Origin of the sequence: Trueperella sp. LYQ141, assembly GCF_046599555.1 — a bacterium.
Taxonomy (GTDB): domain Bacteria; phylum Actinomycetota; class Actinomycetes; order Actinomycetales; family Actinomycetaceae; genus Trueperella.
Genome location: NZ_JBKIWQ010000011.1, coordinates 1 through 21,283, shown reverse-complemented (window position 1 = coordinate 21,283; position 21,283 = coordinate 1). Strand labels below are relative to the sequence as shown.

The following is a 21,283-nucleotide window of genomic DNA, read 5'->3' as shown; positions in this document are numbered from 1 at the left end:
TAATTCGTTACGTTATGGGGTGGTAGCTCTTCTTACGGGTTTTGAGATTTCAGCAATAGATATGTGGGATGGGCTAGTAGGAAAAGGGTGAGCCTCAGCTCTTTCTAGTGGCTACGTTCTTGGCCTGGACAAGCATATTAGTTAGCTGGAAATCTAGTGAGAAGCCGTGAGAAGTCGGTTGGGTATTCAGGTAAGACGGGGTACGGAAAGCAAGGCGGAAAAGCAGAGGTGGCAACTCGAAGCAAAACGGAATCGAAAGCGGGAGGTAATGGCAATCAACATCCGCTTAAGAAGTATCCACAGTTTTAGTGTGCGTATGTAGTTTCCACAGATCGTTGCGGCAGGCCTCCTATCGTATTGCCGTTCAGGCACACTCATATCTCCTGGTCCATCTATGAAGGAGAATGAAAATGAATGAAACGACCATTACGATCCGTGGTTGGGTGGGAGCGACACCGCGGTTGTATAACAACAACTCACACTCGGAGCATCCCTCAGGCGGCTCTGGTACTACGACGGTATTTCGAGTCGGAGTAACCCCTCGGCGTTATTCCCGTGCCCGTGATTCATACCAAGACGGGCATACTGCCTGGTATTCAGTGCGCTGCTATGGAGCGTTGGCACGTCATGCGGCAACGTCTTTACATACTGGAATGCCGGTTCTGATTCGTGGCCAACTTAATGTCCGGCCATATACCGATAGTGCAGGGATAGAGCGTAATGAGCTGCTCGTGTTGGCAGATTCCATAGGGGTAGAGCTAGCCACTGGCACGGTACAGTTCGCCAAACATGGGATGCGCTCCTTAACGCCTGTCTTTGGTGAAGCTGGGGAGTTTAGGGAAAATCAGACGGATATACAAGCAGAAAACAGCGAGTACGGGGAACCGCAAGCCGCTATCTCGGATTCGTTGGAGAGGCAGGCAGAATGAAGAGATGATGGTATGCCGAGTAGCCGTGGAGCGGGTATCGCGGGTATGTAGCCCAGTTTGTGCTTATGGCTGGGGTGGAGCAGTGAGCTGATGGGCGGCGTCGCAAAGGTAGTCAAGAGAGCTGTACATGTTTCGACGTGGGCGATTCCTCTTTACCTGTAGGCGCCAAAGTGACCTGACAACCGATAGCATAGGCAGAGCAAAGACAATGCTCGCAGGCGCGTATGCCGGAGCAAATCGCAGTAATGGAGTATCGTGGCTGAGTTTATTTACCAAATGATCCACGCTCGCAAAAAGGTGGGCGATAAGGTCATTCTTGATGATGTGACGATGGCGTTTTATCCTGGCGCAAAGATCGGCATGGTTGGTCCTAACGGTGCTGGTAAATCGACAATCCTGAAGATCATGGCTGGTATGGATCAGCCCTCAAACGGTGAGGCGCGGCTGTCGCCAGGCTATACGGTGGGGATTTTGCTTCAGGAACCGCCATTAACCGAAGGAAAAACGGTATTAGAAAACGTCCAAGAGGGCGTGGCTGATATTCTCGCAAAAGTCAATCGGTATAACGAGATCGGTATGGAAATGGCTGATCCAGATGCTGATTTTGATGCGCTCATGGATGAGATGGGCAAGCTGCAGACGGAAATTGATGCAGCCGATGCGTGGGATATTGACGCGCAACTTGGCCAGGCGATGGAAGCATTGCGTTGCCCGCCACCAGATGCCATTGTTGATGTGCTATCTGGGGGTGAGCGCCGCCGAGTTGCTCTGTGTAAATTGCTGTTATCGGCTCCGGATCTGCTACTGCTTGACGAACCGACGAACCATCTAGATGCCGAATCAGTGCTTTGGCTGGAGCAGTACCTCGTTAAGTATCCTGGGGCAGTTATTGCCATTACGCACGACCGCTATTTCTTGGACAATATGGCGCAATGGATTGCGGAAGTTGATCGCGGGAAGCTCTATCCTTACGAAGGAAACTACTCGACCTATTTGGAGAAGAAGGCCGAGCGGATGAAAGTCCAGGGGCAAAAAGATGCCAAGTTGCAAAAACGCCTCAAGGATGAACTGGAGTGGGTGCGGTCCTCGGCAAAGGGGCGTCAAGCTAAGTCAAAGGCCCGTCTGGCTCGTTACGAGGAGATGGCGGCAGAGGCTGAGCGCACGCGCAAGCTCGACTTTGAAGAAATCCAGATCCCGCCAGGGCCACGCTTAGGTAACTTGGTTATTGAGGCAAAAGATCTGCGTAAGGGCTTCGGTGAACGGGTCCTTATCAATGACTTATCCTTTACCTTGCCACGTAACGGTATCGTCGGGATTATTGGTCCTAATGGCGTTGGAAAGACGACGCTGTTTAAGACCATCGTCGGCCTTGAGGAACTTGATGAAGGAAGCCTGCGTATCGGCGAGACGGTCAAGCTCTCCTACGTAGATCAGAACCGAGCAGGAATTGATCCGGATAAGACCTTATGGGAAGTCGTTTCGGACGGGCTGGATTATATTCAAGTTGGTAAGGTCGAGATGCCTTCCCGTGCATACGTGTCAGCATTCGGCTTTAAGGGGGCTGACCAGCAGAAACCTGCAGGCGTTCTCTCCGGTGGCGAACGAAATCGGTTAAACCTCGCTTTGACTCTTAAGCAGGGCGGAAATGTGATCTTGCTAGATGAGCCGACGAATGATCTGGATGTGGAAACGCTGGGCTCTCTAGAAAACGCCCTCTTGCAGTTCCCCGGCTGTGCGGTTGTTATTACCCACGATCGGTGGTTCTTGGATCGCGTAGCCACTCACATTTTGGCGTGGGAAGGCAATGAGGAAAATCCTGCAGCCTGGTACTGGTTCGAGGGGAATTTCGAGTCCTACGAAAAGAACAAGATCCAACGCTTAGGCGAGGAAGCTGCTCGGCCAAATGCGACGACGCATCGCAAGTTCACGCGTCACTGATAACCTGAGCAAGGGGTGTGTCGTTATAGGTAATTGACGACGTAATTCATAGAGGTCGGGGAGGGCAACGAGATATTTTCGTTGCCCTCCCCGAATAATGCGGTGGTGTAGCTACGGGCGCTTCTTCTGGCTTGCTGTTTTATCAGCTAGCTTTTGAAACACCGTTCAGTGCGCCATAGCCTATGCGGATAACCTGGCCGCCTATGAGCTTGCTAGAAATACCAAGGCGCGATAGGTATCTCGTTTAGATGAACACTTCTCGCATATCTTAAACAGATCCGCTAGCTAGTGGGGCGCATACGAACCATTCCCTCCTGGGACATCGTGGCAATATGGGCACCCTCTTGAAAGAAACGTGCCACACACAGACCTCGACCACCTTGCGCACTCGGGGAAGATAACTCAGCGAGGATCCAGCGTGACATATCGACATCGCGATGCCACCAAATTGAATGATCGAGAGTAGCTAGCGAGATCTCTTTGCTCATCCAGTACATTCCATGCCGCCGCAGAATCGGCTCTAACATGAACTGATCGGTACTGTAAGCCAGGATAGCGCGGTGAAGTAACTGGGAGGAATCTGCGGGCATAGGATTGCGCAGCTTAAACCAGATCAACGTCGGCTCACTCGTCGGTTCTACCGGCTTGAGCCAGATAGGACCGCCGACGTGTCGCAGATCAACCGCATTAGTCGAACTCATTGCCCGTGCAGCCGGATGATCAAACTGGGCGAAGAACCGAGCCGAGGATTCCAGTGTATGCGGATCGGGGGCAGCGGGTTGCACTGATTGGTGCTCAACGCCAGCCTGGTGTTTTTGGAAAGACGCGCGTGCCGAGAAGATGGTATTACCGTCTTGATACGCCAAAACGCGCCGAGTGGAAAATGAGCGCCCATCAAGCACATCTTCGACTTCGAACACCGTCGGTTCATCAATTTTTCCAGGACGTAAAAATGCTGCAGTGATGGAGTGAATATGCCGATCCGCATACCCCTCATCCATAGTTGCCCAAGCGGCGACCACGGCCTGAGCGAAAACTTGCCCACCGTAGACTCGACCAGATAATTGCGGCAAGTTTTTCCCCACGTAACGCCCAGCTTCGACTTCTTGCATCCGCAAGGTTGCCAGCACGGAAGCCAAGGGTTCATCAGTAGTTTTTGGAATAGCAAGATATGACATGATCGTCTCCTGGTGAGCAGACAAAAAGCTCGTTTAATTATCTCGCGTGCGAAGAAGTTTGCAAACCCGCTAATAGGTTTTTAGAAACGCCGCACACTCTGGCAAAATCTGTGTTAGTTACATACAACCAAGGAGTTGCAATGACGCACGAGGAGCTCAATCGCGATCTGCTAGCCGCATTAGCCGATGCGTATGGGGTAGCCACCAGTTTCTGGGATTTTGACGGGAACTACAACGAAGTATCTGCACAAACCCTTGTTGCGGTGTTCCAGGCAATGGATATTGACGCGACGACAGATGAAGCCATCAAGCGGGAGCTCGCTACTTTGGCAGATCGTGACTGGCGTCGGGTTGTGCCGCGCTGCCTCGTCGTGCGTAATGATCGTCAGACTCCGTTCGGTGTTCACGTTCCACACGGATGGAACGTGGAGGTTGACATCATTTTGGAAGACGGCGGAATTTTGGCAGCTCGCCAGATCGACGATTTTACTGAGCCGCGCACTATTGATGGGCATACCGTCGGTCAAGCCTCGTTTGTTGTTCCTGAGGGAACAGCATTGGGATACCACACCTTGCGAGCGCGAGTATGGCATGCGGATGACTCGGAGATTCATGAGGCGCGGGGCTCATTGATCGTGACTCCGGCACGCCTTGAGGTAGGCAAGAAACTTCAAGGTCGAGCCTGGGGCATGATGGCTCAGTTGTACTCGGTGCGTTCTCGTGATTCCTGGGGGATTGGCGATACGGCAGATCTTGCAGAGATGGGATCGCTCTTTGGGTCGCTTGGCGCAGACTATTTGCTGGTTAACCCGCTCCATGCTGCAGAGCCTATCGCGCCGATGTCGCCTTCGCCGTATCTGCCGGTTACTCGTCGTTTCTTTAACCCGATTTATATTCGCCCCGAAGATATTCGTGAGGTGGCCTATATGACCGGCCCGCAGCGGGCTTTGGTGACGTGGGCGGCAGAAAATGTCAAGAAGCTCTCCACAGAGAACTCCCTCATTGATCGCGATGCGGTGTGGACGGCGAAACGGGAAGCCCTGGACGTCATCTATGCTGCGGGGCGCTCTGAGGCACGTCAACGTGAGTTCATGGTGTTCCGCCAAAACGAGGGGCAAGGTTTAGAAGATTTCGCGTTATGGTGTGCTCTGCAAGAGAAATATGGCTCTGAGTTCCCGGCCCAGTTGCAGGATATTCATTCGCCATACGTCAAGCGTGAGCGGCGAGAGTTACAAGATCGCGTTGATTTCTGGGCGTGGCTGCAATGGGTGATGGATGAACAGTTGCGCACAGCGCAGCGCCAGTCCCTGGTTTGTGGTATGCGAATTGGTATTGCGCATGATCTGGCGGTGGGTATCCATCCCGAAGGCGCCGATGTATGGATGAATCCGGAAGCCTTTGCAAAGGGGATTGGTGTGGGTGCACCGCCGGACATGTATAACCAGCAAGGGCAGAACTGGAGCCAGCCGCCGTGGCGTCCGGACACGATGGAAGCGATGGAGTACGCTCCGCTGCGGGATATGTGCCGCACGGTCATGCGTCATGCTGGTATGTTACGGGTCGATCATATTATGGGGTTGTTCCGCCTGTGGTGGATTCCTGAGGGATCTACCCCCAAGGATGGAACGTATGTGCGTTTCAACCATGAGGCGATGGTAGGAATCGTCCTATTGGAAGCCTATCGGGCTGGAGTGATCGTCGTCGGGGAAGATCTGGGGACGGTTGAGCCTTGGGTGCGCGATTATCTGCGTGAGCGGGGAATTTTTGGCACGTCTGTGTTCTGGTTTGAAAAGGACGAGAATGGCTGGCCGATCCACCCGCACGATTTCCGTTCGGATGCCCTCGTTTCGGTCGATACTCATGATTTGCCACCAGCGGCCGGTTATCTTGCCGGTGAGCATGTGGACTTGCGCGATAGTTTGGGCTTGCTGGTACATCCGGTTGAGCAGATGCGCCAGGAAGCTCGTGAGGAAAAAGAGCGGGTTCTTCAGCGGCTTCGGGAACATGGGCTAGTTGGCGAAGAGCCAACAGAGCGCGAGATTATTGAGGCGTTGCACTGCTATATCGCTCAGACGCCAGCACCGCTGCTGCAGGTCGGATTGGTGAATGCGGTAGGTGAGCGCCGGGCGCAAAATCAGCCGGGCACTGACCAGGAGTATCCGAACTGGCGAATCCCGCTAGCTGATGGGACGGAACAGGTGGTTTTGGTCGAAGATTTGGGCACGAATCCTCGACTGCAATCCCTGGTTGCCGCCTTTACGGAGGAACTGCAGCGCTCTCGCGATTGAGGAGAGGGAACTGCGCGCTCATTGGGATCTGGTAGGCGGATTGACGAGACAACCCCGCAAATCCGGATGCAGGAGATAGACTGAGAGGATATACGAGGTAACTGAGTAGGGGAGCCGGGATGGACGCGGAGAATTTGCTGGCCGCTTTAGGCGGTCGAGTCAATATCACTAGCGTCGAGACGGCGATTACTCGGTTACGGGTGGCTGTTGTGGATAGTCGCCATGTTGATGAACGGGCAGTGCGGGAATGTGGCGCGATCGGAGTTGTCGTGCAGCGCGGTGCAGTGCAGGTAATCCTTGGGCCGGCAACTGAGGAGATAGCTGCGGCGTTGATGTGCCTCCTGCCCGGGCAGCGCCAGTTGTAAGAAGCGTCCTCGTCGTTGTTAAAGCGTTCGCCTGTGAGGGTGTGAGGTAGTTGCGTGCCGCGTGGGGAGTTTTCTGCGCACGCGGTTGCGGTTTTTACTGGCAAGCCACTATGCCGGTTTTCGTTTATATCTTGGCTTCGCGCAGGGCGTGCCCCCTAGCCGGTGAGTTTATTGCGGTTTGGTTTTTGCTGGCCGATATTGCTGGCTCGTGTGCCGAGCTGGAGCGGGCGTGTAGTTATTCTCTTTTGATTCGGTAAGTTTGTGGGTTTTCTGTGCCGAGTTTATTTACCGCTAAGGCGAACGTGTTTGCGTCTTAGGCAAGTGATTAACAGACGGGCGAATGTGGACATGTTGCACGGGGCGGGAAAACTAGCCTCCATGATTGGCATTGCGGCCTAATATTGGCGCTGGTGGCGAGTTTGCCGATATTAGCATTGCGTAAAAACTGTATGAAAAAGATGACGTGGACGGTAGATATAAAGAGTAAGTAGATATAAAGAGTGTGGGGCAACCAGGCGGTTGCCCCACACGTGTACCGGATTATTCGTATGCTGTGACGTATCAGAGCTTTCGTATATTCCGATTGTGGTGTTGGTCTTGCGAGATATTACTGGTCGTGGCGGGCTGCCTGGGTATCGCAACGTTGGGCGTGCTGTGCGCGTTGCGCCCGAGAAAGATTCTCAGAGACGAGCCGCCGTAACGCAGGCGCAGCATCCGAATGTTCTTCCAACCAGTTTTGGGTACGTTCGACAATATCGACGCAGACGTCCATGCCGGTGAGCTGTGTGGGGAAGGTGTGCCGAATAAAGCTTGAGGCAAATTCGACGGTGCGATCCTCCCACTGCTCAACGAGTGCGCCGAAGTACCGATCAACGAAGGCAACTAACAGTTCTGCGTCGCCGTCGGTAAAGCCGAGGCACAGAGAACGGTGGATAGAGTTCGGCATTTCCCCAGCGATAATATCGCGCCAGACGGTTTCCTTGCTGGCCGGATCGGAAAGTGCGGCGCGGGCTCGGGCAGCACTGGCAGCTCCCGAGGAAGTGTTATCGCGCTCGTTCTTTTCGGTGGCAATATCTTCTTCGGTGATCCGCCCGACGGCTGCCAAGCGGCGCAGGATTACCCAGCGGAATTCGGCGTCGATCATCAACCCTGGAGGTACGTCGTGGCCGGAGAGCCAGTTGTGGATACGGTCCAGATCGCTTTGCGCGGTGGCAAAGCTGACGGCAGACATGCCGATTTGGAGCTGACGATCAGATTCTGGCTCACAGTTAGCTAGCAGCTCAAAGAGCGAGGTGCCAACGAGCTGTTCTGCCTCCTGGCGGTATTCAGGTGCGGTGTATAAGCGGGCGGCGAGAGTGAGCTCAGCAAGCAGATAACGCAGTACGGTGCCGTGATCTTCGGTGCGAAGTGCGTTAAGGGCTAGAGCGATGAAATCGCGGGCTGGTAGTTCGCCGTCACGGCACATATCCCACATGGAATCGAGAACGAGAGTGCGCGTGAGCCTATCGGAGAAGTCGTTGATATGATCGCGAGCAACCGCGGCAGATTCCTCGTCGAGGCGCACTTTCGCATAGGCCAAGTCGCCATCGTTAATGAGGATCACGTCGGGGCGTTCTGCTCCTGCGAAATCCGGAACATCGCTGAGTTCGCCGTCAATATCGAGTTCGCTGTGCAGCACTCGGACGAGTTTGCCTTCGCGTAGCGAGTAGCCGCCAATAGCTATGCGGTGTGGGCGCAGCGAGGCGTGTTCGTCGCAGCTTTGTTCGATGGCGAAACGTGTGATGCGTGTGCCGTCAGTTTCGATTCGCGGAGTTAAGGTGTTGATTCCAGCTTCTTCGAGCCACAGGGCAGACCAGGTGCGCAGGTCACGCCCGGAGGCGGCTTCAAGTTCGACGAGCAGATCGCGCAAGGTGGCATTGGACCAGGCCATCTTCTTCAGATATTTCGATACGCCACTCATGAAAGCGTGGTAGCCCACATAGGCAACGAGCTGCTGGAATACGGAGGCGCCTTTACCGTAAGTGATCTGGTCGAAGTTCACTAGGACGTCTTCTAGATCGCGAATATCGGCTGCGATGGGATGGGTGGAGGGCAACTGATCTTGTTGCTGAGCGCCAACTTTTTCGGAGGCGTTGAAAGTTACCCAGGCGTTGGTCCAACGGGTTGCATTGGCGGTGGCCACATGGCTCATGAATTCGGCAAAGGACTCGTTGAGCCACAGGTCATCCCACCATTTCATGGTGACGAGATCGCCGAACCACATGTGAGCTAGTTCGTGTAGGACGGTGATGGCTCGTCGTTCCACGATAGCTTCGGTGGGGCGAGAGACGAATACGTAATCGTCCAAAATGGTTACGCATCCTGGATGTTCCATGGCGCCAGCGTTGAATTCTGGCACGAAGATTTGGTCGTATTTACGGAATGGGTAGGGGACGTCGAATTCTTTTTCGTAAAAGACCATGCCGGCGATGGTGATGTCGATGATTTCTTGTGCGTCTAGGTGCTCGTAGACAGAGGCACGGCAGTAGACGCCCATTGGGATGTCTCGCCCATCAACTGAGGTGTAGTTTCCGGTGTCTCCAAGGTATGGACCAGCGATGATACAGGTCAGGTAGGGGGAGATTCGCTCAGTGGGGGTGAATACCCAGCGGGCGTATTCGCCATCGCGGGTGGGCTCTGGCGTCGGTGAGACGGAAAAGACTTTCCAGCGTGCCGGTGCGGTGATGTCGAAAGTGAATTCGGCTTTCAGGTCTGGTTGTTCAAAGACAGCGAATACCCGACGGGCGTCGGCCACTTCAAATTGGGAGTAAAGGTAGACTTCGTTATCGGCTGGATCAATTGCGCGATGTAGGCCTTCTCCGGTGTGGGAGTATTCGCAGGTGGCGTCGATGTATAGCTCATTGTGTTCGGCCAGATTGGACAGCGCGACGCGGCTATCGGCGAAAGCGGAGACGGGCAGTTCGACGCCGTTGAGGGTGATCTGTTCGACGGATTGTGCAATGAGATCAATAAAGGTATCAGCGCCGGCTGTGGCGGTGAATGTGACGGTCGTCTGTGAACGGAACGTGGTATCGCCCGTCAGATCAAGAGCGACGTAATACTTTTCGGTTTGGAGCAGGTCAGCGCGTTCGGCAGCTTCGCTGCGCGTGAGATTTTCTGCAGGCATAACATCTTTCTTTCCTGGACAATATCGGCTCCTAGTCTACGCGCGAGTGGGGGTGAGCCGATAACTGAGAGGAGGGAAAGGATACGATGTGGCTATGAGCATTGATGATATTCGAGATGTTGATTTTTGGTTTGATCCGTCGTGTCCGTGGACGTGGATTACCTCGCGTTGGCTGGTTTCGGTGGCACAGTGCCGGTCGCTGTCGATCACCTGGCATCCGTATTCCTTGTTGTTTGCTAATGAGGGGGCGGATATTTCTCAGGAGTATCGGGATCATCTGGCGCATGGATCGGTGTGGTCGCGCCTGTGTGCTGGTGTGTATGAGCAATATCCGGATCTTTTGGGGCAGTGTTATACCCGTATTGGGCAGATGATTCATGGCTCGGAGCAGCCGGCGCAGGTGGCGCAGGTTGTGGCTGCGATAGCTGAGGTGACCGGCGATGCTCAGGTGGGGCAGCGGGCGCTGGATGGAGGCTATGACGAGGTTTTGCGGCAGCAGACGCAGGTCGGGCGGGCGCTGGTTGGTACGGATGTTGGGGTGCCGATCATTGGCTTTGGTGATCGAGGAATATTTGGGCCGGTGTTGTCTCCGGCGCCGACGGGGCAGCAGGCTTTACGCCTGTGGGATGCGGTCGTTAATGCCACGATGATTGACGGTTTTTATGAGCTGAAACGGACTCGCACGGTACCTCCGATTTTCGCCGTGCCGGAAGGTCAGAGCCTGCAGTCGTAAATCTTAGGTGAGGGTCAGCCGGATAAGAGCTGGTCTATGCTGATCGGCGGTATTGCTTTTGGTGCAATACCGCCGATCAGTCCATATATTCCTTAGCAGCTATCGCTGTTTTGCTCGATTTTTATCTACCAGATCCGGACGCGCTGTTCCGGAGCGAGGTAGAGGGCGTCACCTTCGTGTACGTCGAATGCTTCTGCGAAGGCATCGATATTCTTCACGACCCCATTGCAGCGGAATTCGGCAGGGGAGTGCGGATCAATGGCGAGCATCTGGATGGCGTATTCGTCGCGTACTTTGCTTTGCCATGCCTGTGCCCAGGAGAGGAATACGCGCTGAATTCCGGTGTATCCGTCAATGACGTCGGCTTGTGCAGCACTGGCATGACCATCGCGTTTCATGGCAATGTCGTAGGCTTTTAATGCGATGGAGAGGCCGCCGAGATCGCCAATGTTTTCCCCGAGAGTCAGTTCGCCGTTGACGTGGTGTGGGCTATCCGGGCCAAGTTGAGCGGGGATGTATGCGTTGTATTGGCTGACCAGATTTCCCGTCCGTTTTTCAAATTCGCTGCGGTCGGCGTCGGTCCACCAATTATTTAACCGACCATCTCCGTCATACTTTGATCCTTGGTCATCGAATCCGTGCCCGATTTCATGCCCAATAACGGCTCCGATTGCCCCATAGTTTAGGGCGGCATCTGCGTCTGGATCGAAGAATGGTGGGCGCAGGATTGCAGCCGGGAAAACGATCTCGTTGACGAGAGGGTGGTAATAGGCGTTGACGGTATGCGGCGTCATGAGCCATTCGTCTCGATCAATAGGGCCGCCGAGCTTAGCGAATTGGCGGTTGATCTCGAAACGGGCTATGTTGCGAACGTTACTCATGAGGGAGTCGCTGGCTTCCAACGCAGAGTAATCTCGCCAGGAGTCGGGGTATCCGATCTTGGTGCGGAAGGTTGATAGCTTTGCGAGGGCCTTTTCGCGGGTCTCGTCGGTCATCCAATCGAGTGCGCTGATGGATTGCCGGTAGGCTTCCAGGAGATCGGCGACGAGTTGCCCCATTATTTCTTTGCTGCGAGGCGGGAAATGCGTGTCAACGAAGAGCTTACCGACGGCAAATCCGATTGCTCCGTCAACGAAATCTAAACCACGCTTCCAACGGTCACGCATTTCTTCCACGCCGCTGAGAGTCTTGCCATAGAAATTGAAGTGTGCTTGCACAATATCTTTGTTGAGGTAGCGTGCCCGCGAGAGAATGACTTGCCAACGCAGATACGTCTTTAATACGGATAGCTCTGCTTTAGCCCATTCGGCTGCAAATCCGCGCAGTGCGTCGGGATTCATCACCATGAATTCTGGGGCAATTTCGGCGTTGAGGCCGAGCGCATCCAATACGGTTGCCCAATCGAATCCGGGTGCGCTGTCGATGAAGGCGTCCCATGCGATGATGTTGTGCGTCTTATCTGCATCGCGGGCCTCAACGACTGTCATGTGATGTGCGGCGATAGCTTTTTCAAAGTTCAGAATATCGCGGGCGGCGTCTTTGGATACTGCGTCATTTTCTCCGGTTGCCAGCGAGTAGAGAAGCGGAATGAAGTTCTCGTATTTCTCTAGGTACTCAGCATATTCTTCGGATCGGTAGTAGGCCTCGTCAGGCAAGCCAAGCCCATCTTGTGCCAGCCATGTAATGTACTGGGTGGGGGTATCAGGGTTAGATTCGACCGTCCAGGCGAAAGGAGCCGATACATTGGTGGCCATGAGGCGTCCAACGGCAAGGTCGAGGGCAGCTCGGTCGGTAGCTTCGTCGATGATGGCGAAATCGTCATCGAGTGCACTTGCCCCGATACCTTCAATGCGGTCTTCATCCATGAATGATTCGTAGAACAGGGCAATCTTGTGAGCGTCTGTTCCTTCAAATGCACGTTTTTCTTCTGGATCGGCATCTGGCTCAGTTAAGGCGTGGGCACGAGCAACTTCGGCTTCAACGAGCGCGCGGGCATCGAGTTCGGCTTGGTCACGCAACATATCAAACGTGCCGGTTCGGGGTTTGTCTGCTGGTATGTCGTTTGCGTCCATCCAGGTGTTGTTAACATGACGGAACAGATCATCTTGCGGGCGGATGGAGTGGTCTAAACCGGCGACCAATCCAGCGAATGATGGTTGAGTCATAGAAGCATCCTTCAATCATTAGGGGAACGGATCCTACGGTGAGTTCCCTGGGTATGTTTAGGAGTATAGTGGCATTATGCGTATACATATTGCAGCCGATCATGCCGGCTTTGAACTTCGTCAGCATCTTATTGAGCATCTGCGCAGTGCAGGTCACGAGGTAATTGACCATGGATACACCGAATACGACGCCCTGGATGCGTATCCGCCGGTTTGTTTCGCCGCTGGCGAAGCAACAGTTGCCGATGAGGGATCGTTGGGCATCGTGATTGGTGGCTCTGGTAATGGTGAGCAGATGGCGGCGAATAAGGTCGCTGGTGTGCGTGCCGCGCTGGTATGGAATGAATCAACTGCGGAGCTTGCTCGTTCGCATAACAATGCGAATGTTATTTCTATTGGAGCGCGCCAACACACAATAGAAGAGGCTACTCGCTTCGTTGAGGTTGCTATTGCCACGGGTTTTGACCCGGAATCTCGCCATCAATCTCGGATTGAGATGATGCGCGACTACGAGCAAGGCAAGCGGGACTTCCAGTAAGCGGAAGAAACGGCGGAGGCGTATCGCGTCGTATCTGGGCTGCCACGTCTGGGTGAGGGAAAGCGGGGTTGCTTGCCCTTTCTAGGCTTTCCGCCATCACCTTTTACGTTTCCTGCGTTGCACCTTGGGTGTAGCGCATTTCGCTGTAGCATCCTGAGGCGATTCGGGTATGCCGCGCGCGTGCATAACTCAGCCGATTTTCCGTGTGTGCGCTGGTTCTATGCCGCTGGGTGTGCTGATGATCGTCGGTTGGCAATACGAGACGGCATGAGGATTGCTCGGATGTGCTTATCTTGCTGCAGTGCTCATGGGAGATATATCGCCGGATCAATACCTGGTTCGGCGATATTTTTTGTTCGAGCATGCGCCGGGATGCCGACGGCAGTACTGTTAGCAGGAACATCTTTGACGACAACGGCATTTGCGCCAATACTGACGTCATCTCCGATAGTGATTGCGCCGAGAACTTTCGCACCCGATCCAATGGTGACTCGATTGCCCACGGTGGGATGGCGTTTCCCGCTTTGCATGGTGGTGCCGCCGAGCGTCGTCCCGTGAAAGATAACGACGTCATCCCCAACTTCTGCGGTTTCGCCAATAACGACGCCCATCCCGTGATCAATGAAGAGGCGGCGCCCCAGTTCGGCTGCCGGATGAATCTCAATTCCGGTGATAGCCCGCATGAACTGGGTCAGCATACGGGCAGGTAAGCGTAGCCGATCATGGCGTTGCCACATGCGGTGAGCAACTCGATACGCCCATACGGCATGGACGCCAGGGTAGGTGAGGAAAACTTCCATAGCAGACCGAGCGGCTGGGTCATGGTTGAGTGCTGCATGCAGATCCTCACGCATAGCAGCAAGGAGGCGGGGTTGAGTCATGGAATATCCTGTTCTTCTGTCCAAAGGTAAGGCAATCGTCTGACCGTTAGACGGGTGTTTAGGCTTTAGCTGAATTGGGCAAGGTGCGTGCTGTTCGCTCATGCTGCCATGTGCGCTCGCGGAACAGCGCCGATGTCGTGGCTCGTCTGGATAGCATAAAGATTAGCTGGCCAATGATCCAGTGAACAGCGACGTATTAGCAGGCTATAGCTGACCTAGTTGCGGTAATAATGGCAATAGCACGGGAGAAAATAACAGCAAGTAGGCTTTCTGTTATTAACTGGGTGCATTAGTACCGTCAGTTTAACTGGTGTCAGCTATGGCTGCCGCTACTGGCTGGAATACTCGCTATCATCGTCGGTGCTAAACAAGGCAGTTGATACGTAACGTTCGCCGAAGTCGGGAATGATCGTTACGATATTCGCTCCGGCATATTCTGGGCGGCTGGCAACGCGATAGCTGGCAGCTAAAGCGGCACCACTGGAGATTCCTACGAGCAGACCTTCGCGATGTGCAGCCTGACGAGCGAAGTCAATGGCGTCATCGCCGCCGATAGCGACGATCTCGTCAAAAATTTCGGTATCAAGCACATCGGGTATGAAGTTTGCGCCGATGCCCTGGATGGGGTGCGGGCCTGCTTTTCCGGTGGAGAGCAGGGCAGAGGCTTCTGGCTCTACGCCGACGATGTGTAAATCGGGATTCTTTTGCCGCAGATAGCGGCCAGTTCCGGTGATTGTTCCACCAGTTCCGATGCCAGCTATGAGTACGTCTACCTGCCCGTCGGTATCTCGCCAGATTTCTGGGCCGGTTGTGGTTTCGTGGATTGACGGGTTGGCAGGGTTGGTGAATTGCGATGCCAGAATAGCGCCAGGTGTGCTTGCGACGATTTCTTGAGCGCGGTCAACTGCCCCTTTCATGCCGGTACTGGGATCGGTGAGGACGAGTTGCGCACCGAAGCCACGCAGGAGAGCGCGACGTTCGTATGACATGGAGGCAGGCATCGTTAGAATGACGCGATAGCCGCGGCTTGCACCGATCCAAGCGAGAGCGATTCCGGTGTTGCCTGAGGTGGCTTCAACGATGGTGCCGCCGGGCTGGAGGATTCCTGATCGCTCAGCAGTGGTAATAATGGCTAGGCCGACACGATCTTTGACGGAGTGTGCTGGGTTGAAGTATTCCAGTTTGGCAAGGACGGATGATCCCTTGGGCATGATTCGGTTAAGGCGTACCAGTGGGGTGTTGCCAACCAGTTCAGTCGCACTATTGAGAATTCGCATCTCCCGATCCTTTCCGTGTGGGGCGTCTGGCCAGTAGACATAGACGCACGCATGTAATGCAATTTTCTATTATCGGGACTTATTGTAATTGTACTGTTCGGCATGCGATAGGTTGTTCGCGCTGAACGATACCGAGATGATCGGCAGTAATAGCTCCTGTGGTCAATTCGGCAAGATCTCGGGTGAATGCAGTATCGTCACGGGCGGCAATATGCATAAGTGCGCCGGTGGGTTGGTAGACCACGTCCATCACGGTATATCCCCGAGCGCGCAAATCGGATTCTAATTTTCCGGCAGTCGCATGGGGGACGCTAATACTCAGGTGGTGGTGGGCGATAAGCTCGACGAAATGAGCCTGCTCCAAGGCTGTTTTGACGGATTCGGAGTATGCGCGAACTAATCCGCCTGTTCCCAGGAGAGTCCCGCCAAAATATCGGATGACAACAGCGGCAATATCAGTGAGATGAGCGCCGAGGAGAACGTCGAGCATGGGGCGCCCCGCTGTTCCAGAGGGTTCCCCGTCGTCAGAGGAATGTAGGATCGGGTTGGCATCTGGCATGCTCACAATAAAGGCGCTGCAATGGTGGCGAGCATCGGGAAACTCTGCGCGGGCGTGCGCTACCAGGTCGCGTGCGGCGCTCTCGTTATCCACTCGGCGGATACAGGTAATAAAGCGCGATCGTTTTATTTCTATTTCGGCGCGTAATTCTTGGTAGGTGGCGAGGCGCAGATGCGTCATGGGGTCAATTATGTCAGTTTGCGGGCGGAAATGTCAGTTTCTGGGGTGCGTAGCGCACGGCGCGGTGGCATAAATAGCGGTATGCCTGATGTTATGGCCTCCGCTCGTGCTATGTGTGGTCACGTGGGATGAGAGATGTGCGTAGAAGGGGGCTGTCGGGGGTGCTTTGAGTAATTGGGCATGAGGTATTGACGGGAGTGCTGAAAGGAGCTTTCGTCATGAGTGGTGATAGGGATTGATTCTTTGGCTATGCGCTCCAGGCAGAATACGGATTGGTTTGGCTGAGGATCGCGGCAGAGGCAAGTTTTATATAAGTCGGGGTAGCGCTATATCTGTAGGTAGGCGGGTTATAGTAGGTGTGTAGATTGTCTGTAGATATGCATCAGGCAAGCTGTGCGGATAAGGTTAGGCAGACGTATAGCTATAAGATAATCAGCGTTGAAATGATAGGTCATCGGCGTCAAGTGATAGCTCGTCGGCATGCATATTCTCCGTCAGGCATATATGTGCGTGTTTCCTAGCACACTTAGACGTATCATTATGGCGATTTAATCCAGACCTAGTAAAGTGGATCTTTGGCTGCGCGGAATACCGCGCATAAGAGAGACCTAAGGTCTGGAGAATTGAAAGGAGCGGTTGGATATGCCAGTTCCCAAGCGCAAGATGTCTCGCAGTAACACCCGCTCTCGCCGCTCCCAGTGGAAGGCTGAGCTGACCCAGCTTCAGCCCGTTCGCGTTGGTGGGCGTGAGAAGCGCGTTCCGCGTCGCCTGGCAAGGGCTGCGCAGAAGGGTCTTATTGATCTCGGTTAAGCGCTCAACGCTACGTTGATATTGAAGGTCTCAGTTAGTAATGCTGAGGCCTTCATGCATACCTGTGGTCTATAGGTGGTGCTGAATTCAAGCAATATAATCGATGGGTGAGGAATGTCGAGCTATTCGTGGCAGACAGTCAGTTCAATGTAGTACCTGCTGCGTCATTCTTCGGAGTAGGCTGAGAAGTGCTATGCGTAATCGAAAAATTATTTGGGTAACTGTGGCGGCATTTTTGCTCGCCGGATGTACAGATTCAGCGTCTCCGGATACGCCGGCGCAGTCGCAGGAGCACAGCGCTTCCGATAATCAGGGGAGTGATGACGCTCCGGCAAACCCGAGTCAAACAGCTCCAGCGGATCCTGCGCGCCATATTGCCTCGCATCCTGAGGCAGATGGCACTGTGTATCTTGCGGGGGATAACGCTTTCGAAGTGAAAGTGCCGGCGCAGTGGGCACCGATTTCTTCCCCAGCAGATCAGATGCCGATAACGGTTGCGAATCCGGATCATTCACAAGAATTATCTATAAATTACATTGGGGCTGAACGATTATTAGGCGATCCGGCTGCTTATGGTGAACATTTGCAGGCTAATCTTGGGTTGTCGGCGGGTAGTGTGACCTATCTCGATTATCGCTCTGCCGGTGAACATAAATACCCGACGTTCCGCGTCACCACTGATACATATCAGGCATACGTATATGTAGTGACGGTTCACGGAAAGGTCTACGAAGTTACAACGTGGGGTCGCGATAGCCAAAATGCAGTAGCCGCAACGAGTCTGATGGATTCCTTCAAAACGCACGAGTAATTGTGGGATGCCGCCCCTCTCTCCCCCCCCCGCGGTACCTGGGTGCGAGTGTGCCATTGGGGGCGTGTATTGGGGCGTAAAGATATAGGGAGATTGAGAGTCGGGCGGTAGTGCCCGCGTAGTTAGCGCTGTGGGCGTGGGTGCGCTGTGCTGGCGTGTTCCCGAGGATTGATTCGTGCCATTTTGCGCGTTCTTGTGGTGTGCGTATGAATCTCAGAAAATACGGAGTCTGGGTGCAATATTGACGCCAATATTAAAAACCGACGATAACCGAGCATAAGTCAGTTATCGTGTTCCCAGTGCTTGTGACCAGTGGGTATTCTCATCAGTGCCCGCTTTCAGATAAGTTTCGCTCTGCAGGCTAGAAAGGAAAAGGGGAGGGCCGGAATTAGCTGTGCCGTGGGCAATACGTGGCTCATTCGAAATCACGGCTATGCTCGCTATCGGTAGATGGATTCTCCTGTACCTGACCGCAAGGTAGCGGATATATTGGCGTAAGGTTTGGCTTTTATCAGGGGTAAGACGCGGTATCTATCTAAGGGGAAGCGTTCTAATGAAGATCGCCCCCCAGCTAACGAGAACTCCTGATCTGATGAAGGGTGCCCGCTTAATAAAAGCCCCTGATCTGGCGAGATCCCTTGATCTGACGAGTTCCCCTGATCTACTGAAAGTCAGCCGTGAATTACCAACTCTCCTGCATGCTTTCCTGGGTATATCAGGAAATACCAGGGTGTGCGGGCAGGGGTACAACAAAGCCGCTGTTTTCCTTCGGTAGTTTCATGGAAGACAGCGGCTTACCGTCGGGGTAACAGGATTTGAACCTGCGACCTTCCGCTCCCAAAGCGGACGCGCTACCAAACTGCGCTATACCCCGTCTCGCCTATCTTAGGGGAGAGTGGGGCTGGGAACGAATTTTGAACTCTATGATGAGTGATAAATCACGCCGGGAGCTTTTGGTCTGGGCAATATTCTTGTTAGACTCAGATTCGCTACGTTACAGATAGTGGCGTTGTGCGAGTGTAGTTCAATGGTAGAACCTCAGCCTTCCAAGCTGATGGTGCGGGTTCGATTCCCGTCACTCGCTCCATGATTGCCTGGTTTTTAACCAGGCATGTTCCGCATTTACGCCTTTGTGGTTATATCCCTGCGGTGATATTCAGTGAATGAGTAGAGATCGTCTACAGCAAACGGTGTTTTTATTTTGGGCATTTTTGTCGTTTCGGTTTGTGGCGGGGCATGGTGTTTTAAGAAATGGTGGCGATGGCCCATGCTTTATGAGGTGAAGCGTCAGTGTGCTTTCATCTTCGCCATTGTTAATCCTGAAGTGATGATGTGTCGTTTCGTCGGTGTGAAAGACGTGAATGTGCTTGCCTATCACTGTGTTGGGGCTATAAAGCTAGTTTTGCGCGCTCATAGGGAATTTAATGCCATTGATGTATGGCACTACGAGAAAGTGCCAGAATTTTCTGTGTGAAGATGCCATGCTGATTGAGTAAAAATGACGTTCTTGGCGTCGTGCATATATTGCCTGATAGTTAAAGATAGCTCCTTATATAAAGAGCGTGTTTCCGTATAAATAGGTAAAACTTCTACGGATTTCATATATCCTGAAAGAGGCTGTGCCGTATAGGTCGTATTTTGTTAGTACACGAGGACGTGTTGATAAACGATAGGGGTAGATAGATGGAGCTTTCCGCGATTACACAATGGACTTTCTTTGAAGAAGTGCCGGTCCCTGCTGATATTGTCCCGCTTCTCTTACCTGGGGAGCAGGCACATTCGGCGTATAAAACACTGCGTGATTCTGCCGTATTCACAAATAAGCGCCTCATTGTTCGAGATGCTCAGGGAATAACTGGAAAGAAAGTAGAAGTGTATTCGCTGCCGTATTCGTCGATATGTATGTGGTCTACTGAAAATGCGGGAAAGATTGATCTCAATGCTGAGATTGAGTTATGGACGAAAGCTGGGCATATCAAGGTTAATGTCGGTAAAAAGGTGGATGTGCGTCGGATTGACATGCTTATCGCCCATGCGGTTCTGGCGGATTGATTAGGAAATAGGGCAACGAACTTTCAGTAGGGAAGAATTCGTTTTCTTGCTGTTCACTGCAGTAGCACGGGCGGTGCGGCACTGTTATACCGAAGAAGAGTTACTATTTGTTAGGCGGGGCGTGATCGGTACTGTTCGCGCTGACGAGGTACAGCAAACGGACCGGCGTGCAGGTAATTCAGGGTGGTATTGAGGTATGCGTGAATTTGTTGCCATTGATTTTGAGACGGCAAATGAGCAGCGGCGATCTGCGTGCTCGGTTGGAATGGTCCGTTTTGATAGTGAGGGGCAGATAGCGGATCGTTACTATCGGCTTCTACGTCCACATCCGGATGTTGACTATTTCAATCCGGTTCACGTGCGAATTCATAATATCCGCCCTAGTGATGTGGCACAGGCCCCTCAGTGGAATGAGGTGTACGGCGAGGTTTGCGCTTTCATTGGTGAACGTCCGATAGTGGCGCACAATATGGCTTTTGATGGGCATGTTTTATTGGGTTTGGCGCGGGCATACGAATTGCCGCGATGGGAAAATGAGCTGTTTTGTACTGTACAGTTGGCCCGCAGATTGCTTAGTGATCGGTTAGAGCAGCGCACTTTGCAACGGCTCTTTGCGTATTACTTCCCAGGTGAATCATTTACCCATCACGAGGCACTTTCAGATGCGCAGGCTTGTGGTCGGATTTTTGCGCGCATGCAGTCAGAATACGGATACGAGAATCTCAATCCGACTCGGCTAAATGATGGCTCAAGCTCCCGTAACGCTACTACAAGGGTGCATACTGCTGATAGGGCTAGTGCTGCTGAGCTAATCCAGCACTATGGGCATACCGCGGCTCTTGAAGGGGAGCGGGTGCTTTTTACTGGGACGCTTACCAGAGCGGCGCGCTCTGCTTTGCAGGAGCTTGTGGCGGCTATAGGTGCCACTCCAGAGAGATCTCTCACAAAGAAAACCACTATGCTTGTCGTTGGTGTACCAAATCCGCGTGTTTGGGCTGATGAATCGGCTGGTTCTCGCAAGCTACTGGCGGCAATTCGCATGCGAGACGCGGGAATTCCTATTCGGATCATTACGGAGGAAGAATTCTTCAATCTTCTCACAGATTAACGAATTATCGAAGAATAGCGATAAACATCCCATAGCTCTTTATTGGTCATACGAAAAATCTCGTTACCTTTATATGTTTAGGCGATAAGTGGCGCTATTGCTTGCTTTTCTGGCTGTATGGTGTCGGGGGGGGGGGGGTAATAGTGAATGGTTCCTGTATGAGATTGTGTAATGTTTTCGGGTTATAGGACAAAATGTGTTGCTATTTTTCGGGTTTTTCGTTGTGTTGATGCGCGAAAGTGGGGGTTTTAGTTGGTTGTAGTCAACTAATTGGTCGGACAAATTGTGTTGCTTTTGTCGGGATT

18 protein-coding genes and 2 tRNA genes are annotated in these 21,283 nt (G+C 53.2%); 13 read left to right on the top strand and 7 right to left on the bottom strand.

The window, feature by feature from the left end:
* Positions 1-156 precede the first annotated feature (156 nt).
* The 3 genes from ACLHIJ_RS08140 (at position 157) to ettA (ending at position 2,867) form a co-directional block, all read left to right on the top strand.
* Positions 157-309 carry a hypothetical protein gene (locus ACLHIJ_RS08140; RefSeq protein ID WP_411297253.1) on the top strand — a complete coding sequence of 51 codons (153 nt, stop codon included), beginning with the start codon at positions 157-159 and terminating at the stop codon, positions 307-309.
* A gap of 101 nt (positions 310-410) precedes the next feature.
* Positions 411-929, top strand: a complete 519-nt coding sequence (locus tag ACLHIJ_RS08135; protein ID WP_411297254.1) for a single-stranded DNA-binding protein — start codon at positions 411-413, stop codon at positions 927-929.
* A 255-nt stretch (positions 930-1,184) separates the two neighbouring features.
* Complete coding sequence (ettA, locus tag ACLHIJ_RS08130; RefSeq protein ID WP_411297255.1) at positions 1,185-2,867, top strand: energy-dependent translational throttle protein EttA; 1,683 nt, start codon at positions 1,185-1,187, stop codon at positions 2,865-2,867.
* 281 nt (positions 2,868-3,148) lie between these two features.
* On the opposite strand, the gene ACLHIJ_RS08125 is transcribed toward ettA, so the two are convergent.
* On the bottom strand, positions 3,149-4,045 hold the full coding sequence (locus ACLHIJ_RS08125) for an acyl-CoA thioesterase (RefSeq protein WP_411297256.1): 897 nt from the start codon (positions 4,043-4,045) through the stop codon (positions 3,149-3,151).
* A gap of 140 nt (positions 4,046-4,185) precedes the next feature.
* Here ACLHIJ_RS08125 and malQ point away from each other — a divergent pair, with 140 nt between their 5' ends.
* Positions 4,186-6,333: a 4-alpha-glucanotransferase gene (gene malQ, locus ACLHIJ_RS08120; RefSeq protein WP_411297257.1), complete on the top strand. Its 2,148-nt coding sequence runs from the start codon at positions 4,186-4,188 to the stop codon at positions 6,331-6,333.
* Between the two features lie 119 nt (positions 6,334-6,452).
* A complete protein-coding gene (locus ACLHIJ_RS08115) occupies positions 6,453-6,698 on the top strand; it encodes a glucose PTS transporter subunit EIIB (protein WP_411297258.1) in 246 nt (81 codons plus the stop codon).
* Positions 6,699-7,305: 607 nt separating this feature from the next.
* On the opposite strand, the gene pepN is transcribed toward ACLHIJ_RS08115, so the two are convergent.
* Complete coding sequence (pepN, locus tag ACLHIJ_RS08110; protein WP_411298900.1) at positions 7,306-9,864, bottom strand: aminopeptidase N; 2,559 nt, start codon at positions 9,862-9,864, stop codon at positions 7,306-7,308.
* 94 nt (positions 9,865-9,958) lie between these two features.
* On the opposite strand from pepN, the gene ACLHIJ_RS08105 reads away from it, so the two are divergent.
* Complete coding sequence (locus ACLHIJ_RS08105) at positions 9,959-10,597, top strand: disulfide bond formation protein DsbA (protein WP_411298899.1); 639 nt, start codon at positions 9,959-9,961, stop codon at positions 10,595-10,597.
* Positions 10,598-10,722: 125 nt separating this feature from the next.
* Here the strand turns inward: ACLHIJ_RS08105 and ACLHIJ_RS08100 are convergent, their stop codons facing one another.
* The gene (locus ACLHIJ_RS08100) at positions 10,723-12,762 is read right to left on the bottom strand and encodes a M13 family metallopeptidase (RefSeq protein WP_411297261.1); all 2,040 of its coding nucleotides are present in this window, start codon (positions 12,760-12,762) and stop codon (positions 10,723-10,725) included.
* Between the two features lie 76 nt (positions 12,763-12,838).
* Between ACLHIJ_RS08100 and ACLHIJ_RS08095 the strand changes: the two genes are divergently transcribed.
* Positions 12,839-13,300 carry a ribose-5-phosphate isomerase gene (locus ACLHIJ_RS08095; RefSeq protein ID WP_411297262.1) on the top strand — a complete coding sequence of 154 codons (462 nt, stop codon included), beginning with the start codon at positions 12,839-12,841 and terminating at the stop codon, positions 13,298-13,300.
* 305 nt (positions 13,301-13,605) lie between these two features.
* Here the strand turns inward: ACLHIJ_RS08095 and epsC are convergent, their stop codons facing one another.
* From epsC to ACLHIJ_RS08080, 3 genes are all read right to left on the bottom strand, one after another.
* A complete protein-coding gene (gene epsC / locus ACLHIJ_RS08090; protein ID WP_411297263.1) occupies positions 13,606-14,181 on the bottom strand; it encodes a serine O-acetyltransferase EpsC in 576 nt (191 codons plus the stop codon).
* A gap of 329 nt (positions 14,182-14,510) precedes the next feature.
* Positions 14,511-15,458, bottom strand: coding sequence for a cysteine synthase A (cysK, locus tag ACLHIJ_RS08085; RefSeq protein WP_411298898.1), 948 nt, complete (start codon positions 15,456-15,458; stop codon positions 14,511-14,513).
* Positions 15,459-15,537: 79 nt separating this feature from the next.
* Positions 15,538-16,197: a YigZ family protein gene (locus tag ACLHIJ_RS08080; RefSeq protein ID WP_411298897.1), complete on the bottom strand. Its 660-nt coding sequence runs from the start codon at positions 16,195-16,197 to the stop codon at positions 15,538-15,540.
* Between the two features lie 642 nt (positions 16,198-16,839).
* Between ACLHIJ_RS08080 and rpmF the strand changes: the two genes are divergently transcribed.
* Together rpmF and ACLHIJ_RS08070 are read left to right on the top strand one after the other, a co-directional pair.
* Positions 16,840-17,007 carry a 50S ribosomal protein L32 gene (rpmF, locus tag ACLHIJ_RS08075; RefSeq protein ID WP_411297266.1) on the top strand — a complete coding sequence of 56 codons (168 nt, stop codon included), beginning with the start codon at positions 16,840-16,842 and terminating at the stop codon, positions 17,005-17,007.
* A 193-nt stretch (positions 17,008-17,200) separates the two neighbouring features.
* Complete coding sequence (locus tag ACLHIJ_RS08070) at positions 17,201-17,818, top strand: hypothetical protein (RefSeq protein WP_411297267.1); 618 nt, start codon at positions 17,201-17,203, stop codon at positions 17,816-17,818.
* Between the two features lie 800 nt (positions 17,819-18,618).
* On the opposite strand, the gene ACLHIJ_RS08065 is transcribed toward ACLHIJ_RS08070, so the two are convergent.
* Positions 18,619-18,692 (bottom strand) — tRNA-Pro (locus ACLHIJ_RS08065).
* 139 nt (positions 18,693-18,831) lie between these two features.
* Between ACLHIJ_RS08065 and ACLHIJ_RS08060 the strand changes: the two genes are divergently transcribed.
* From ACLHIJ_RS08060 to ACLHIJ_RS08045, 4 genes are all read left to right on the top strand, one after another.
* Positions 18,832-18,905 (top strand) — tRNA-Gly (locus ACLHIJ_RS08060).
* 180 nt (positions 18,906-19,085) lie between these two features.
* Entirely contained in the window at positions 19,086-19,292 is a 207-nt protein-coding gene (locus tag ACLHIJ_RS08055) for a hypothetical protein (protein WP_411298896.1), read from the top strand.
* Between the two features lie 209 nt (positions 19,293-19,501).
* The gene (locus tag ACLHIJ_RS08050) at positions 19,502-19,870 is read left to right on the top strand and encodes a PH domain-containing protein (protein ID WP_411297269.1); all 369 of its coding nucleotides are present in this window, start codon (positions 19,502-19,504) and stop codon (positions 19,868-19,870) included.
* Between the two features lie 196 nt (positions 19,871-20,066).
* On the top strand, positions 20,067-20,978 hold the full coding sequence (locus tag ACLHIJ_RS08045; RefSeq protein ID WP_411298895.1) for an exonuclease domain-containing protein: 912 nt from the start codon (positions 20,067-20,069) through the stop codon (positions 20,976-20,978).
* Positions 20,979-21,283 lie beyond the last annotated feature (305 nt).

Excerpts from the sequence above, each read along its gene's own strand:
- ACLHIJ_RS08135 (WP_411297254.1), top strand. The coding sequence starts at position 411 with ATGAATGAAACGACCATTACGATCCGTGGTTGGGTGGGAGCGACACCG.
- ACLHIJ_RS08125 (WP_411297256.1), bottom strand. The coding sequence starts at position 4,045 with ATGTCATATCTTGCTATTCCAAAAACTACTGATGAACCCTTGGCTTCC.
- malQ (WP_411297257.1), top strand. The coding sequence starts at position 4,186 with ATGACGCACGAGGAGCTCAATCGCGATCTGCTAGCCGCATTAGCCGAT.
- ACLHIJ_RS08115 (WP_411297258.1), top strand. The coding sequence starts at position 6,453 with ATGGACGCGGAGAATTTGCTGGCCGCTTTAGGCGGTCGAGTCAATATC.
- pepN (WP_411298900.1), bottom strand. The coding sequence starts at position 9,864 with ATGCCTGCAGAAAATCTCACGCGCAGCGAAGCTGCCGAACGCGCTGAC.
- ACLHIJ_RS08105 (WP_411298899.1), top strand. The coding sequence starts at position 9,959 with ATGAGCATTGATGATATTCGAGATGTTGATTTTTGGTTTGATCCGTCG.
- ACLHIJ_RS08100 (WP_411297261.1), bottom strand. The coding sequence starts at position 12,762 with ATGACTCAACCATCATTCGCTGGATTGGTCGCCGGTTTAGACCACTCC.
- ACLHIJ_RS08095 (WP_411297262.1), top strand. The coding sequence starts at position 12,839 with ATGCGTATACATATTGCAGCCGATCATGCCGGCTTTGAACTTCGTCAG.
- epsC (WP_411297263.1), bottom strand. The coding sequence starts at position 14,181 with ATGACTCAACCCCGCCTCCTTGCTGCTATGCGTGAGGATCTGCATGCA.
- cysK (WP_411298898.1), bottom strand. The coding sequence starts at position 15,458 with ATGCGAATTCTCAATAGTGCGACTGAACTGGTTGGCAACACCCCACTG.
- ACLHIJ_RS08080 (WP_411298897.1), bottom strand. The coding sequence starts at position 16,197 with ATGACGCATCTGCGCCTCGCCACCTACCAAGAATTACGCGCCGAAATA.
- rpmF (WP_411297266.1), top strand. The coding sequence starts at position 16,840 with ATGCCAGTTCCCAAGCGCAAGATGTCTCGCAGTAACACCCGCTCTCGC.
- ACLHIJ_RS08070 (WP_411297267.1), top strand. The coding sequence starts at position 17,201 with ATGCGTAATCGAAAAATTATTTGGGTAACTGTGGCGGCATTTTTGCTC.
- ACLHIJ_RS08055 (WP_411298896.1), top strand. The coding sequence starts at position 19,086 with ATGCTTTATGAGGTGAAGCGTCAGTGTGCTTTCATCTTCGCCATTGTT.
- ACLHIJ_RS08050 (WP_411297269.1), top strand. The coding sequence starts at position 19,502 with ATGGAGCTTTCCGCGATTACACAATGGACTTTCTTTGAAGAAGTGCCG.
- ACLHIJ_RS08045 (WP_411298895.1), top strand. The coding sequence starts at position 20,067 with ATGCGTGAATTTGTTGCCATTGATTTTGAGACGGCAAATGAGCAGCGG.